Here is a 14,238-nt window from a genome sequence, read left to right as displayed (position 1 = left end):
GGCGCCGATCGCCGCGATGCTCAGGTGACCGGCCACTGCAGGATCACGATCCCGTCGTTGTAGTCGGCATCGGCGCCGTCCTCGGCGCCGAGCCAGCCGAGCCAGACGGTGTCGCCCGCGGACAGCGGTGCGAGACGCGCATCGGTCGCGGATTTCCTGCCGTTGGCGGACGCGTCGATCCGGATCTTCCCGCTCTTCGAGTTCAGCGTGAACAGCCTGACGCCGTCGTCGCTGTTGCCGGTAAACGACGCGGCCGGTTCCGGCGCATCGTCGATGAAGAGCCGGAGGTCCTGCCGGTCGGCGGCATTCGCGTAGAAGATCGCCTTGAACGCGGTATCCGGCGGCAGCGTGAAGTTGCCGTTGCGATCCGAAGACGGCTTGAAATCCTGCTGTTTCTCGGCCGGCTGACCGGCGCCGATCTCGATCGACGTTTCCCAGCGGAAATATCCCGACACGGTGCCGTCGCGGTCGAACACGGCGAAATCGGCCGTGCACGTGGTGGCGCCCGCGGCCAGCACGTCGCTGCGCCAGTAGTGGTCCTTCATCGGATGGCACGGCGGATGCAGCAGGTCGTCGGCATCGGGTACCGGCGCGGCCGCGTCGCGTACTTCCGCTTCGAACGGCGCGACGATGCCCGCATCCTTCAACGCGAACCGGACGAACAGCACGCTCGCCTCGGCGCGCAGTGCCAGCGCGGTCTCGCGCAGGCGCAACTGGTCGCCCGGCGACAGCCCGGCAAAGAGCCGGCTGTCGTTGTGGCCGAGCTGCGCGGCGTCGCCGGGGCTCACCACGTAGAGGTGCCGGCCGTCGATCACGGTCGGCGCGTCGGGGTCCCGGCTCGCCTCCGGGTAGGCCGACAGCAGCGTGACGGCGTCGACGATCACGAGCACATCGGAACGAAGACCAGGCATGAGCGCTTCCTCCGCAACAAGGGGTTGATGCGGGCAGCCGCCGTGCGGCCGCCCGCCTGCCGCGATCAGTTATGGATCGAGATGAACGGATCCCACGAGAAGCAGCCCTGGCTCTGGCAGTTGCGATCGATGATCTGGAACTGGAAGTGGTAAGTCACGCGGCCGACCTTCAGGCATTCCGACGACCAGTAGTAGTTCGCGACCTTCTGGCAGGTCGGCACCTCGGGCTTGCTGGTGTTCGGCACCGGGATCGACGCTTCGGCGACGCGCGGCGTCGGCGTCGAAATCAGTTCGTTGCCGACGTTGCCGATGAACTTGTAGAACACCACCTGGTTCTCGAAGCCCAGCGACAGGCTCGTTTCACGCCAGCGGATCAGGTCGCCAACCTGCGCCTTCAGGTCGAGTTCGCCGCCCGCCTGCCCGGACACCACGTTGTCCTGGTTGGTGACCATGTACACGTGCTTCCAGTCGATCAGCGTCGGGCTATTCGGATTCTTGCTGGGATTCGGATATTTCTTGAGGATGGTTTCGGTATCGAAAGAGACGAGCACATCGGTAACGCGTGACATAGAAGCTCCCGTTTGAATGAATGGGAATTATTGTTGCGCGAATTACGTCGCGCAGCCGCCATTGCCTTGTCCTGCAAGGCTCGTCGCCGTTCGATGCCCGTGCTGGCGAGATGGCGAAGGCAGGTTATCCCGTTCGGTTGTTTATGGAAGCTGTAAAAGTAAACAGGGTATTTAATTTGTTTTGGTCGGTAATTTTAAAATCGGAATCAATCGGATTCATGCGTGACATAAATATGCCGACATTGAATCTGTTAATTGAATGGCCGATTATTTTCGGGGGCGGCGGGGAGGGGTGTTCAACGATAGGTCCAGAGCCGGTGCAGCAGGAACGTCGTCGGTGGAATCAGCAACGCGATCGCGACGATGCTCATTGCGCGGGACACGTCGAGCGCTTCGGCCGCACGCGCGAGCAGCAGGGTTTCGACGAAGCCGGCGAGCGTGACCGCGAGAAAGCGCACCGCGTTGCGCGTGCGCACCGTCGACGAAAAGCTCCACAGCGTGTTCGCGAGATACGAGAACGCCGTCGCGCAGAGGAACGCGATCGTGTTCGCCGTCACCAGCGTCGCGTCGAACTGCGCGAACAGCGTCGCCGCGACCAGCGTGTGGATCGCGGTCGAGCAGAGGCCGGACACGCCGAAGCGCACGAGGCGCGTGCGCTCGGCATCGAGCAGGCCGATCATGGCCGTCGCCGCGCGTCAGCGTTCGCCGATTCGCGCACGGGTCGGCTGCACGCGCCGGCGAGCGCTCTGGCGGCGCGCATCGCGCGCGACCCGCAGTTCGACCACCTTGCCGTGCGTCTGGTAGCGGCGGCGGATCAGGTAGACGGGCCGTTGCTTCGACTCGTCGTAGATCCGCCCGATGTATTCGCCGACGACACCGATCCCGATGAGCTCGATGCCGCCGATGAACAGGGTGACCGAGATCAGCGACGCGTAGCCGAGCACCGGATTGCCGAACAGCAGCGTGCGGAGGATGATGAACGCGCCGTACAGGAACGCGAGCGCGGCGATGCCGACGCCGATGTAGGTCCAGCTGCGCAGCGGCACGGTGCTGAAACTGGTGATGCCTTCCAGCGCGAAATTCCACAGCTTCCAGCCGGAAAATTTCGAGTGCCCGGCACTACGCGCGTCACGCTGGTATTCGACGATGACCGTCCGGTAGCCGACCCATGCGAACAGTCCCTTCATGAACCGATGCCGCTCGGGCAGGCTGCGCAGCGCGTTCACGACCTTGCGGTCCATCAGCCGGAAATCGCCGACGTTCTCCGGCAGTTTCACGTCCGACAGCAGGTTGTGCACGCGATAGTAGATCGCGGCCGCGGTGCGCTTCGCGAACGAATCGCACGCGCGGTTGCTGCGCTTCGCGGCGACGACTTCCGCACCGTCGCGCCAGTGTTCGATCATCACCGGAATCAGGCTCGGCGGGTCCTGCAGGTCGGCGTCGAGCGGGATCACCGCATCGCCGAGGGCTTCGTCGAGACCGGCCGTGAGCGCCGCTTCCTTGCCGAAGTTGCGGGTCAGGTCGATCACCCGCACGCGCCGTTCGCCGGTGCCGATCCGGATCAGCCGCTCGAGCGTGTCGTCGCGGCTGCCGTCGTTCACGCAGACGATCTCGAACCGGATGCCGTCGATGGACGTCATCAACGGCATCACGACGTCGAAGAAGCGCTCGACGGCCTCGCCTTCGTTATAGAACGGCACGACCAGCGATACGAGCGGTATATAGAGTGGTTCCCGCATGATGATTTCCCCTGTGATGTCGCTTCACCGATGCGCGCCGATGGTCGGTCGGCCGGTGCGGCGCATTCCGTACGCCGGGCGGTGGTGCGTTCTGGCCGAATGCGTGAACGCTGTGTCGGTCGAGTGATCGCGCGCGTCCGGCATCGACGGCACGTCGCGCCGGTCCCGGGCGATCCGGCTGACGAGCAGCCCGAGCGACGCCAGCGTGACGAGCGGCATGAACTGGAACGACAGATGCGGCACGACCGCGAGGCCCGCGAGCGGCGTCAGCCACAGCAGCGTCAGCCATTCCCGGTCGAAGCGCCGCCAGCCGTGCGTCCACGCATAACGCGCGTACCACGCGATCACGAGGCCGTACCAGGTCAGGTCGTAGTCGTACAGATAGGGGCTGACGAGCAGGCACGCGCACGCGAGCGTCGCGGCGCGCAGCGCGTACGCGCAGTCGCCGCGCCACGCATAGACGACGGCGATCGCGGCGACCGCGGCCGACAGCAGTTGAAGGGCGTTGGCGACGGAAGCGGGCAGGCCTGCCATCGCGGCTAGCGCGAACAGGGTCGGCATCCGCGCGAGCTTCGCATGGCCGGTGCTGATGACCTGGTAGACATCGTGCATCCCGTGTGCGAACGCGATCCACGAGTCGGTGCCGAACGCGAGCGTGGCGAGCGCGACGCAGGCGGCGATCGTCGCGGCCCACGCGGCCAGCGTACGCCACTGGCCGGCGCACAGCAGCGCGAGCGGGAACAGGATGGCGATCTGCGGCTTCATCATCAGCATGCCGAAACAGATCCCGGCCCAGACGGGCCGGCGCTTCAGCAGCAACAGGCCGAGGCCGCCGAGCGTCGCGGTAAACAGGCTCGTTTGCCCGATGACGACGGTGATGAATGCGGCGGGGAAGGCCAGCGCGCACAGCCACGCGGTACCGCGCTGCACGGTCGCCTGCATGACGACGGCGAACAGCACATACGTGACGCCAAGCCAGAGTACGACGGCCGGCGTGTACGGAAGCCAGCCGAGCGGCAGGACCAGCAACAGCATGCTGGGCGGATAGAGCCACAGGAGCATGCCGTCCTCGAGATTCATTCCCGGGACGGCGAGTTGCTGGATCGTGAACAACGCGCTGAAATGCCAGACGTCGGCGGCACGACCGTGCGCGGCGAGCCATGCGGCGCTCCAGATCGGGGAGAAATCCTCCGACAACGGGACCAGCGCGGCGCCATGCTGCAAGTACATTCGGGCGATGTAGATGCCGATGAACAGCAGTTCGCCCAGCAACGCGGCGCCGGCATAAACGCGCACGCGATCGCGATTGAGCCAGTGAGGATAACGGCGCGGGCCGGCGATCGGGAGTTCCGGGTGCGCATCCGTCTCGGGACGGGCGTGGAAAACGGAATGGGGTGCTTTCATCGCGAGCTCCGGGGCGAGTACTGCGCGGTGCGGCGAACGACGACGAACAGCACGGCAAGCAGCACGATCGGGCCGACCTGCGGCAGCTTCATCAGGCGGTTCAGCATTTCGAAGATCGGCAGCAGCCAGGCGAGCACGATCACGGCCTGGTCGCCGGGCAGCCAGCCTTCATCGAAGCCGTGGGCGATCAGGCAGAAGATCGCGATACCGAGCCAGGTCAGCTCGTAGTGCCACAGATACGGTGTAGTCAGCAAGGTGGCGACGGCCAGTACCGCGCCGCGCAGGCGCATGTCGGGCGTGCGCCGCCAGACATCGACGGTTGCCGCGATCGCGAGCAGCGCGATCGCGGCCTGCGCGGCCAGGGCAGCCGACACCGGGAAACCCGAGAGCCGCAGCGCGGCGAACGGCGTCGGCGAAGCGAGCCAGTAGGACGGCAGCATGAAGTGCTGGCCGCGCACCGTCGCCACGGCGTCGCCCAGCCCATGCAGTGCGCCCGTACCGGTCAGCGCGATCCCGGCCGCCGCGAACAGCGTCGCGCTGATTGCCGCCGCTGCGAACGTGCGCCACGCGCGCGCCGCGATCAACGCGAACGGGAACACCACGGCCAGCTGCGGCTTGATCGCGAGCAGCCCGATCAGCACGCCGGCCGCGACCGGGCGCTTGCCGAGCAGATGCAGCGCGAGTGCGGCGAGGCCGGCGGTCAGGATGCTGTTCTGGCCGAACAGCGCGGACATGCACACCGCCGAATACGCGACCACGACGATCGCCGCGGCGTGCGGCACCGGAAGATGCGCGCGCAATCCCGACAACCGCGAGACGGCGAGCGCGTAGCATAAAAGACTGCCCGCGAAAAAGAGGAAATATGCGGGCAGGAAAGGCACAAGGGCAACCGGAGCGATGAACAGCAACATCGTCGGCGGATAGAGCCAGGGAAGCGACCGGTGCTGCAAATACGTGTCGAATTGTGCGAGCTCGGCCTGCAGGAACAAGGAAGGGTCGTAGGCCGATGCGGCATGGCCTTGCAACACCAGGTGCGATGCGGTCCAGAAGACGGAGAAGTCGACGCCCGGGCGCACGGCGGCGTTCGACGTGAAGCCGTTCGTCACGAAGCCCCAGACAATCAGCAACGCGGCGAAGAGCATCAGCATGATGCAGCTGTACGGAACGATCCGGTCGGCTGTGAGCCATTGAGCACAGCGTATTGCGCGAACGCGCGACCCACGATTGGCTGTGTACATGATTCCCCGTATGTGTGTAGAGGCTGCATGGTTTGTCGCAGCCGTTTCATGTTCTGTCGTGCCTGCGGATCGAATCGCACTGAAATCGCGTCGTCCGGTGAATTCATTGTTGAAGAAAAAATCGCGTGATGCAAATCGCCCCCTGAAATCCGGAATCCGGATTGACCGGTGACGCACGTGAAAACCGTGTTTTCAGGTATGAGAAATCGACATTTCCGGATTTCGTGTTTCTGCTGTGAAACATTCGGCCAATTTGACCGGCTCCGCATCCGGCCGGCCACATGAGGCAAAGGTCGTATCGCGTGTGCGGGAAAGTCCCGAGAAAATTTTTTGGGTCCTTGACGGAGCGCGGCGGCAGGCATTCAGGCTTGCAACGCTTGCGCGGAAACCTATATCAGTTTTGAAACATTTCACGCGCCGGGCCCCCGGCCGGGGAACCCGGGCATCGCCGGAACCCTTGATGCGCCTCGATTCCGCTTCGGGTGGCCTGCTCTTTGCGTAAGCGTTGGCACGGCAGTCGACGAGGTGACGACCGGGCGGTTCCGGCAAAAGACAGACGGAACCCGCATCGGAATCACCGGCGGAAAGAAGGGCCGGAGCGCGTCGGGGAACATGCAGCTCCAGGTCGATCAACCGCGCAAGCCTTCGTCGAGTGACCGATGAGCCCCGGTATCGTCAGGGCAATAAAAAGTCGGCATGGCCGAATATGGGGAATAAAAATGAAAGACCACAGCACATCACGGTTCGAGAACCGGATTAAAAACATATTGCAGCTTATCCGGGAGATTGTTTCCCGTTCATCTGGATTCCATGCGTCGAACGGCCGTCGTGCCGTTCCGGTCGACCGGATTGCCCGGCTTGTCCGACCTGTCGCACCGTACGCGCCTCTCTCGCATTCTGCCTCACTGATACCCGTTCGCGCGGACAGGGATGTGCATCCCCGTTCCCGCAGCTGAGCGTCGCGTTCCGATTTTTCGCGTAGTGCCGGTGGTGCCCGTCCCGACGTCGCACAAGACGAAGGGTATTCAATAGCAGTCCGAAAGGAGAGTACTTATGACAAGAGTCATCGAAAAGATCGCCTGGTTCGTCGAGGATCGGGAAGGCGTGACGGCCATCGAGTACGGCCTGATCGCCGCGCTGATCGCACTCGGCATCGTCGTCGCGTTGACGACGATCGGTACGGACCTGTCGACCGTGTTCAGCACGATCGCCTCGAGTCTGGACTCGGCGGTAACAGCACTCTGATGGACGGTACGACGAACGGAACATTCGAATCGCTCGTCGACACCACACGGCAGCAACACCCTGCCTCGACGTATCGATGCACGGTCAACCGACCAGCCGGCACGCGAGGACTTTGAAAGTCACCACGCAAGGAGATCATCATGACCAAGTTCATTCAACAAGCCGCCCGTTTCGTTCGCGACGAAGACGGCGTGACCGCCATCGAATACGGCCTGATCGCAGCACTGATCGCGGTCGGCATCATCGTGGCCGTCACGGCGGTCGGCACGCAGCTGAAGACCGTGTTCACCACGATCGCTGCCGACCTGACCGCGGCCGTGTGAGGCCGTTGAAAAGCAGAGCGTGCGGACGGCTCGGCCGGTGCAGCGATCGAGCCGCTCCCACGCATCGGATGACCGGGAACCGGAGACCATCATGCAAACCAGGGTGCGTGTCGCAGGCCCCAGGATCGGCGCGGAGCAGCGCGCGACGTCGATCGGGTATGCATCCGTCGCGGCGACGTTCGCCGTCGCGGTGCTGGGCAGCGTCGTCACGCCGAAAGGCTCGCTTGCCAATACGTACGCGGTGATCGCAACGGCCGTCACGGCCGCCGTGGCCACTGCGTTGGCAATGGTTTCCTGATCCTTCGATTCGCTCAGCGGGGTTCGCCATGTTGCTCGTTGCGCCGTCTTACCCGATTCCGTTGTGCGTGACGCTGCTCGCGGTATCCGCGGCCGGCACGGACATCGCGGCCCGCCGCATCCCGAACGGCCTCGTCGCGCTCGGACTGGCGGGCGCGCTGGTCGCCCAATGCGTGCTGCACGGCGTCCTGGCAGGCGCACTCGCCTGGCTTGCCGGCGCGGCGACCGGCTTCGCGCTGCTGCTGCCGTTCTACCTGCTGCGCGGGATGGCGGCCGGCGACGTGAAGCTGATGGTCGCGATCGGCGCATGGGTCGGCGCGGAAATGACCTGTTACATCGTGCTGGCCACGTTCCTGGCCGGCGGGATCGGTGCGCTCGCGGTCGTGCTGTTGCGCGGCCGGATGCGCCAGATGTGGACGAACGTCCGCGCGCTGATCGCGCGGCATTCGCGAGGAACGCGCGGGGAGGCCGCCGACGGCCCCGCGGAAATCGTATCGGTCGGCTCGCTGCCGTATGGCGTAGCGATCGCGGCCGGCACGCTGGCCATGCTGTTCGCGTCGCACACCTAGCGCGACGCACCCGCAACGAGGATCGAACGACCATGAACACGAACCAAACCGAACCGAGACGCGACGCGCAGGTGGCCCATCTGCCCGATCCGTTGCCGTCGCGGGAGGCCCGCACGAAGCTGGGCGCGCAATTGCCGGCGGCGCCGCGCTCGCTCGACGAAACGGGACTGAGCAAGACGTTCGTTGCCGGCCTCGTTCTGAAGTCGACGCTGATGCTCGGCCGCCCGTCGTACGGCGACCTGGTCGAGCGGCACTGCCTGCCGCTCGCCGTGCTCGACGACGTCTTTGCATTCCTGGTGCGCGAGCACCTCGTCGAACTCACCCATCGCGGCGCGACCGATCTCGACGTGACGTTCCGCCTGACCGACGCGGGCCGCGTGCTGGCGCTCGAGGAACGGGCGCGCAGCGGCTACAGCGGGCCCGCGCCGGTGACGCTCGACGCGTATCTCGAATGCGTGGCGGCTCATTCGGTGCGCAAGCTGCACATCGGCCAGAGCGACGTGTGGGCCGCCTTCGAAGACATCGTGATCGACACGTCGGTGCTCGACGCGGCGGCCGCGGCGCTCAATGCGGGACGCCCGCTGCTGATCCACGGCCCGGCCGGCAGCGGCAAGACCTTTCTCGCCGAGCGGCTCGGCTCGCTGATGCGCGGTTACGTGCCGGTGCCGCACGCAATCTGCGCGGCCGGCGAGGTGATCCAGGTCTACGACCCGCTCGTGCATGTCGACGCGGCGTCGCAGCCCGGCGGCCAGTCGGTCGATCGCCGCTGGCGCCTGTGCGAGCGGCCGGTCGTGATGTCCGGCGGCGAACTGACGCTCGACGAGCTCGACCTGCGCCGCGACGAAGCCGCGGGCTTCTACCAGGCACCGCCGCACATGAAGGCGAACATGGGCATGTACGTCGTCGACGATCTCGGCCGCCAGCGCGTCGAGCCGCGCGACCTGCTCAACCGCTGGCTACGCCCGCTCGATCGTGGCGTCGATTTCATGACGCTCGAATCCGGCAACCGCTTCGTGATGCCGTTCGACGTCTGGCCCGTGTTCTCGAGCAACCTGGCGCCCGAACAGTTCTGCGACGACGCATTCATGCGTCGCCTCGGCTCGAAGATCCACGTCGGCGCGCTGTCGATCGACAACTACCGCGCGGTGTTCGACGCGGCGTGCGCATCGCTGGGCCTCGTCGCGGCGAGCGATGCCTTCGACTACCTGCTGCACCACCTGCATCTGCCGACCGGCAAGGCGTTTCTCGCGTGCTTCCCGGCAGACCTGCTGCGACTCGTCGCCGCCGGCGCGCGCTATCGCGGCGATCCGGCCGAGGTGACGCACGACGCACTGTACGACGCGTGGGCGAGCTATTTCGGCGCGGGACCTGAACGGGAAGGCGTCCATCCGCCGCCCGTCGAGCGCGGCGGACGCACCTTCATCACCGGTTGAGCCGTTTCTTTCACGATTCGTCGAGGAGCATTGCCATGAAAAACAGTCGAGCGATCCTGATGCTGGTCGTCGCGATGGTCGCGGGTCTTGCCGCGGTCGTGTTCGCGTCCCGCTGGCTGATGCAGACATCCACGAGTTCGGTCACGTCGGTTGCGGTGGCGGCCACCGACCTGAACCTGGGCGAACCGCTCGGGCCGAACCAGATCCGCATGGTGAACTGGCCGTCGGGCAGCGTGCCGGCCGGCGCGTTCACCGATACCAAGGCGCTCGAAGGGCGCGTGGTACGCACCAGCCTGTCGCGCGACGAGCCGGTGATCGAATCGAAGCTCGCGCCGGTCGGCACGAAGGGCGGGCTGTCCGCGGTGATCTCGGACGGCAGCCGCGCGATCACGGTGCGCGTGAACGACGTGGTCGGCGTCGCGGGCTTCGCGCTGCCGGGCAACTACGTCGACGTGATCGTCAACACGCAGGAACAGCAGGGCAAGACCGATGGGCAGAGCATCTCGAAGATCGTGCTCGAGCACATCCTCGTGCTCGCCGTCGCGCAGCAGGTGAGCCGTGACGACACGGCGCCGAAGGTCGTCAACGCGGTGACGCTGGAAGTCACGCCCGACCAGGCCGAACGCCTCGACCTCGCGCGCAGCGTCGGCACGCTGTCGCTCGTGCTGCGCAACCAGATCGACCAGAAGACGCTGAATACAGACGGGGCGACCAAGATGACGCTGCTCGGCAAGGAGCCCGCACCCGAAGCACCCGCGGCGCCCGCTCGCGTCCGGACGGTACGCGTGCACGTCGCATCGCATGCGGCGCCGGAAGCGCGGCGCGACTGCGTCGGCGTGCTGACGGGCGTAAGGGGCAGCGTCGAGTGTTTCTGAAGCAGATCAACACAGTCACATAAACGGCCGCCGGCAACGCGGCGGCCCTGGAAGTCGATAACCGGCACGGAGCCGGTCTCTCGGGGGATCAGACGAAATGAAGATCAAACCGCAATGCACGGATACCGGCCCGCTGCGCACACGCGTCGCACGGGGCACGATGATGGCCGCGATCCTTTGTTCGGGATGGCTGACGGTTTATGGCGCACTCGCGCAGGAAGGCGTCGAGTCGGCGGCGCTGACGAAGGGCGGCGCCAGCGCGCCGGCCGCGGTCGGCAAGGGGCCGATGCAGATGACGATCAGCATGGCGCCGATGGCGGCCGCCGCGCCCGCCGCGTCGGCAGGGCCGCTGCGCGGGCCGAACTGCGTCGGCGCCGTGCGCGAATCGACCAGCGTCAGCGTGCCGCTCGGCAAGTCGCTGCTGGTGCCGATGCCGGAGCCGGTCCGTAACCGGACGATCGGCAATCCGGCCGTCGCGCAGGCCACGATGGTGTCGCCGCAGACGCTGTACATCCTCGGGCTCGCGGTCGGCACGACGAACATGATCGTGCAGGGCAAGAGCGGTGCGTGCCGCGTGATCGATGTGGCAGTCGGCGCGGATGCCGGCGGCCTGCAGGCGTCGTTGCAGCAGCTGATGCCGACCGAGCGCGACATCCGCGTGACGACCGCGGCCGGCACGATCGTGCTGTCGGGCACCGTGTCGAGCTCGCAGGCCGCACAGCAGGCCGTGCAGATCGCGCGCGCCTACGGCGACAGCGCCGGCGACCCGGCCGCTGGCGGCAAGCAAAGCGGCGGCGGCGTGCTGAACATGCTGGCCGTCACGTCGCCGCAGCAGGTGATGCTCGAGGTGAAGGTGGCCGAGGTGTCGAAGACGCTGATGAACCAGATGGGCAGCGCGCTCAACATCCAGGGCGGGTTCGGTTCGTGGAGCGGGGCGCTGGTCACCAACCTGCTCGCGGGCGTCGCGAGCGGCGTCGCGTTCAGCAAGGCGAACAACAAGCCGTTCAACCTCGCGGCCGACGCGCAGAACACCGACAACCTGGTCAAGATCCTCGCGGAGCCGAATCTCGTGACGATCAGCGGCCAGGAAGCGACGTTCCTCGCCGGCGGCAAGATCTTCATCCCGATCCCGCAGAGCAGCGGCAACGGCACGTCGTCGATCACGCTGCAGGAAGAGGAGTTCGGCGTCGCGCTGAAGTTCACGCCGACCGTGCTCGCCAACGGCCGGATCAGCCTGAAGGTGGCGCCGGAAGTGTCGGAGCTGTCGCAGACGGGGGTCACGCTGAGCGCGACCAACATCGGCGGCACGTCGATCCTGCCGCTGATCACGACGCGGCGCGCATCGACGACGGTGCAGATGAGCGACGGCGAATCGTTCGCGATCGGCGGGCTGATCAAGGACAACGTGACGGGCGCGCTGAAGGCGCTCCCGGGCGTGGGTGAGGTGCCGGTGCTCGGCGCGCTGTTCCGCAGCACGTCGTTCCAGCAGGATCGCACCGAGCTGATCTTCCTGATCACGCCGCACCTGGTGAAGCCGCTGCAGACCGCCGACGTGCCGCTGCCGACCGACAGCTTCTCGAAGCCGAACGAAGTCGACGTGTACGCGACGGGCAACATGGAAGGCCGTGGCGGTGTCCGCAAGCCCGGCGCACAGCCGGCGAACGGCGCGGCAGCTGCGCCGCAGGCACCGGCCCAGGCACCGGCTCAGGCACCCGCGCCGGCGCCGCAATCGGATACCCCGGCCGCCGCTGCCGCCGCGCTGCCCGCACCACGTGTGCCGCAAGGCGCGGACGCGCAGCCGCCGGTACCGGCCGAACCGCAGAAGACGCCCGTGCCGGTGGCGGTTGCCGTGCCACGGCCCGACGCAGCCAACGCAGCCAACGCAGCCCGTGTCGCGCGCATCGAAGCCACCGCCGCGCGTCTTGCCGCGGCCGGCCCGGCCACACCGGCCCAGCCGACGCACCGGCTCCCGGTGGCCGCCCATGCGCAGGTCGCCCGCTCGGAATCCGAGTCCACCGATCGTTGATGCCATCCAAGGGGACACTCATGAAATCCGCCTACCTCGTATTCGTGCGCCGCGCGGCGCTCGCCGCACCGCTCGCCTTCGCGCTTGCCGGCTGCATGTCGTCGACCCCGGTGTGGGACACCCGCTTCGGCGAATCGGTCCGCGCCGTGACGCAGGCCCAGATCATCGATCCGCATGCCGCCGAACACGCGGCCGCGACGACGGTGGTCGACGGCGGCGCGGCGGCATCGGCGCTCGACAACTACGAAAAGTCGTTCAAGCAGGTCGATCCGCCCGCCAATGCATTCGTGATCGGCATCGGGAAGGCCACCCAGTAACGACGGCACGCTCAGGGAGAAAAGCCATGAACAGCGCAGCCCGCTATCCGAAAGTCATGCGTCGCAGCCTGCATCGCCAGCGCGGTGCCGTCGCGATCATCGTCGGTCTCGCACTGGCGGTGATGATCGGGTTCGTCGGCCTCGCGCTGGATCTCGGCAAGCTGTACGTCACGCGCAGCGAACTGCAGAACAGCGCCGATGCATGCGCGCTGTCGGCTGCGCGTGACTTGACCGGGGCCATCAGCCTGACCGTGGCCGAGGCCGACGGCATCGCCGCCGGCCACCTGAATTTCGCGTTCTTCCAGAACCAGTCGGTGAAGATGCTGACCGACACGAACGTGACGTTCAGCGATTCGCTGACCAATGCGTTCCTGACGAAGAACTCGGTCACGACGCCGGCGAACGTAAAGTACGTGCAGTGCACCGCGTCGCTGAGCAACATCTCGCACTGGTTCATGGAAGTGCTGAACGTGCTGCCGGGCACCAAGATCGCGAACGCGGCGACCGTGTCGGCCAGCGCGATCGCGACGGTGGGCGGCGGCCAGACGGCATGCGCGATCCCGGTGTTCGTATGCCGGGCAACGGGCGCGCCGTCCTACAACGTCGGCGACTGGATCACGTCGCCGTCCGGTTCGTCTTACGGGCCCGGCAACTTCGGCTGGGCGGCACTCGACGGCTCGACGAACGAGCCGACCATCGCGAGCGAGCTGTCGGGCAATACCTGCAATATCACGAGCCCGCCCGACCTCGGCACCACCGGCCTGAAGTCGGCGTCGTTCCGCGCCTGGAATACGCGCTTCGGCATCTATACGAACGGCGCGAACGGCTCGAGCGGCCAACCCGACTTCACCGGCTACGCGTATGTCGGCCCGAACTACGGGCCGCCCGGAACGGCGGGCATCAAGGGTGATGCGTACACGCAGTTCGTGACCGACCGCTCGAACTTCAAGCCTTACCAGGGCGACGGCGCGCCGCCGTCGGGCAGCGGGATCTCCACCAACGGCACCGTCACGGCGAGCAACTACCAGACCTATGGCGGCGACCGCCGTGTCGCGCTCGCGCCGGAAGGCGACTGCTCGTCGCTGAAGGGGAACAGCGGCAAGGTGCACGTGACGCAATGGGATTGCGTGCTGATGCTCGATCCGCTGCCGTTCAGCTCGGGCAGTGGCCCCGTCATAGCGCACCTCGAATACCTCGGCTCGTCGGTCTCCGGCAACAATCCGTGCGCGACGCACGGCTTGCCCGGCGACGGCAGCGCGTCCGGGGTCCAGGTGCCGATGCTCGTTCAATAG

Annotated in this window: 15 protein-coding genes; 9 read left to right on the top strand and 6 right to left on the bottom strand. The window is 66.4% G+C overall.

Annotated elements, in window-relative coordinates:
* Positions 1–20 precede the first annotated feature (20 nt).
* From VK92_RS43095 to VK92_RS24225, 6 genes are all read right to left on the bottom strand, one after another.
* Complete coding sequence (locus VK92_RS43095) at positions 21–911, bottom strand: AidA/PixA family protein (protein ID WP_082163756.1); 891 nt, start codon at positions 909–911, stop codon at positions 21–23.
* 65 nt (positions 912–976) lie between these two features.
* Complete coding sequence (locus tag VK92_RS24245) at positions 977–1,480, bottom strand: inclusion body family protein (RefSeq protein ID WP_027792733.1); 504 nt, start codon at positions 1,478–1,480, stop codon at positions 977–979.
* A 296-nt stretch (positions 1,481–1,776) separates the two neighbouring features.
* A complete protein-coding gene (locus VK92_RS24240) occupies positions 1,777–2,160 on the bottom strand; it encodes a GtrA family protein (protein ID WP_048027268.1) in 384 nt (127 codons plus the stop codon).
* A gap of 15 nt (positions 2,161–2,175) precedes the next feature.
* Complete coding sequence (locus VK92_RS24235) at positions 2,176–3,219, bottom strand: glycosyltransferase family 2 protein (protein ID WP_021156627.1); 1,044 nt, start codon at positions 3,217–3,219, stop codon at positions 2,176–2,178.
* A gap of 24 nt (positions 3,220–3,243) precedes the next feature.
* Positions 3,244–4,623, bottom strand: coding sequence for a glycosyltransferase family 87 protein (locus tag VK92_RS24230; RefSeq protein ID WP_048027266.1), 1,380 nt, complete (start codon positions 4,621–4,623; stop codon positions 3,244–3,246).
* Positions 4,620–5,861 carry a glycosyltransferase family 87 protein gene (locus VK92_RS24225; protein ID WP_048027264.1) on the bottom strand — a complete coding sequence of 414 codons (1,242 nt, stop codon included), beginning with the start codon at positions 5,859–5,861 and terminating at the stop codon, positions 4,620–4,622. The genes VK92_RS24230 and VK92_RS24225 overlap by 4 nt, the downstream gene beginning before the upstream one ends.
* Positions 5,862–6,914: 1,053 nt before the next feature.
* On the opposite strand from VK92_RS24225, the gene VK92_RS24220 reads away from it, so the two are divergent.
* From VK92_RS24220 to VK92_RS24180, 9 genes are all read left to right on the top strand, one after another.
* Positions 6,915–7,106, top strand: coding sequence for a Flp family type IVb pilin (locus VK92_RS24220; protein WP_021156631.1), 192 nt, complete (start codon positions 6,915–6,917; stop codon positions 7,104–7,106).
* 140 nt (positions 7,107–7,246) lie between these two features.
* The gene (locus VK92_RS24215; protein WP_021156632.1) at positions 7,247–7,429 is read left to right on the top strand and encodes a Flp family type IVb pilin; all 183 of its coding nucleotides are present in this window, start codon (positions 7,247–7,249) and stop codon (positions 7,427–7,429) included.
* Positions 7,430–7,520: 91 nt separating this feature from the next.
* Complete coding sequence (locus VK92_RS24210) at positions 7,521–7,727, top strand: hypothetical protein (RefSeq protein ID WP_048027263.1); 207 nt, start codon at positions 7,521–7,523, stop codon at positions 7,725–7,727.
* A 28-nt stretch (positions 7,728–7,755) separates the two neighbouring features.
* Entirely contained in the window at positions 7,756–8,295 is a 540-nt protein-coding gene (locus VK92_RS24205) for an A24 family peptidase (protein ID WP_048027262.1), read from the top strand.
* Between the two features lie 32 nt (positions 8,296–8,327).
* Entirely contained in the window at positions 8,328–9,728 is a 1,401-nt protein-coding gene (locus tag VK92_RS24200; protein WP_048027259.1) for an ATP-binding protein, read from the top strand.
* Between the two features lie 35 nt (positions 9,729–9,763).
* Positions 9,764–10,603: a Flp pilus assembly protein CpaB gene (gene cpaB, locus VK92_RS24195; RefSeq protein ID WP_042972805.1), complete on the top strand. Its 840-nt coding sequence runs from the start codon at positions 9,764–9,766 to the stop codon at positions 10,601–10,603.
* 97 nt (positions 10,604–10,700) lie between these two features.
* Positions 10,701–12,629, top strand: coding sequence for a type II and III secretion system protein family protein (locus VK92_RS24190; RefSeq protein ID WP_048027258.1), 1,929 nt, complete (start codon positions 10,701–10,703; stop codon positions 12,627–12,629).
* Positions 12,630–12,649: 20 nt separating this feature from the next.
* Positions 12,650–12,946, top strand: a complete 297-nt coding sequence (locus VK92_RS24185; RefSeq protein ID WP_021158151.1) for a hypothetical protein — start codon at positions 12,650–12,652, stop codon at positions 12,944–12,946.
* Positions 12,947–12,972: 26 nt separating this feature from the next.
* The gene (locus VK92_RS24180) at positions 12,973–14,238 is read left to right on the top strand and encodes a pilus assembly protein TadG-related protein (protein ID WP_048027257.1); all 1,266 of its coding nucleotides are present in this window, start codon (positions 12,973–12,975) and stop codon (positions 14,236–14,238) included.

The sequence above is a fragment of the Burkholderia sp. LK4 genome, from assembly GCF_001043615.1.
Classification (GTDB): Bacteria; Pseudomonadota; Gammaproteobacteria; order Burkholderiales; family Burkholderiaceae; genus Burkholderia; species Burkholderia cepacia.
This window is presented reverse-complemented; position numbering and strand designations above follow the sequence as displayed.

Coding starts and splice junctions, on each gene's coding strand:
- VK92_RS43095 (WP_082163756.1), bottom strand. CDS start 911: ATGCCTGGTCTTCGTTCCGATGTGCTCGTGATCGTCGACGCCGTCACG.
- VK92_RS24245 (WP_027792733.1), bottom strand. CDS start 1,480: ATGTCACGCGTTACCGATGTGCTCGTCTCTTTCGATACCGAAACCATC.
- VK92_RS24240 (WP_048027268.1), bottom strand. CDS start 2,160: ATGATCGGCCTGCTCGATGCCGAGCGCACGCGCCTCGTGCGCTTCGGC.
- VK92_RS24235 (WP_021156627.1), bottom strand. CDS start 3,219: ATGCGGGAACCACTCTATATACCGCTCGTATCGCTGGTCGTGCCGTTC.
- VK92_RS24230 (WP_048027266.1), bottom strand. CDS start 4,623: ATGAAAGCACCCCATTCCGTTTTCCACGCCCGTCCCGAGACGGATGCG.
- VK92_RS24225 (WP_048027264.1), bottom strand. CDS start 5,861: ATGTACACAGCCAATCGTGGGTCGCGCGTTCGCGCAATACGCTGTGCT.
- VK92_RS24220 (WP_021156631.1), top strand. CDS start 6,915: ATGACAAGAGTCATCGAAAAGATCGCCTGGTTCGTCGAGGATCGGGAA.
- VK92_RS24215 (WP_021156632.1), top strand. CDS start 7,247: ATGACCAAGTTCATTCAACAAGCCGCCCGTTTCGTTCGCGACGAAGAC.
- VK92_RS24210 (WP_048027263.1), top strand. CDS start 7,521: ATGCAAACCAGGGTGCGTGTCGCAGGCCCCAGGATCGGCGCGGAGCAG.
- VK92_RS24205 (WP_048027262.1), top strand. CDS start 7,756: ATGTTGCTCGTTGCGCCGTCTTACCCGATTCCGTTGTGCGTGACGCTG.
- VK92_RS24200 (WP_048027259.1), top strand. CDS start 8,328: ATGAACACGAACCAAACCGAACCGAGACGCGACGCGCAGGTGGCCCAT.
- cpaB (WP_042972805.1), top strand. CDS start 9,764: ATGAAAAACAGTCGAGCGATCCTGATGCTGGTCGTCGCGATGGTCGCG.
- VK92_RS24190 (WP_048027258.1), top strand. CDS start 10,701: ATGAAGATCAAACCGCAATGCACGGATACCGGCCCGCTGCGCACACGC.
- VK92_RS24185 (WP_021158151.1), top strand. CDS start 12,650: ATGAAATCCGCCTACCTCGTATTCGTGCGCCGCGCGGCGCTCGCCGCA.
- VK92_RS24180 (WP_048027257.1), top strand. CDS start 12,973: ATGAACAGCGCAGCCCGCTATCCGAAAGTCATGCGTCGCAGCCTGCAT.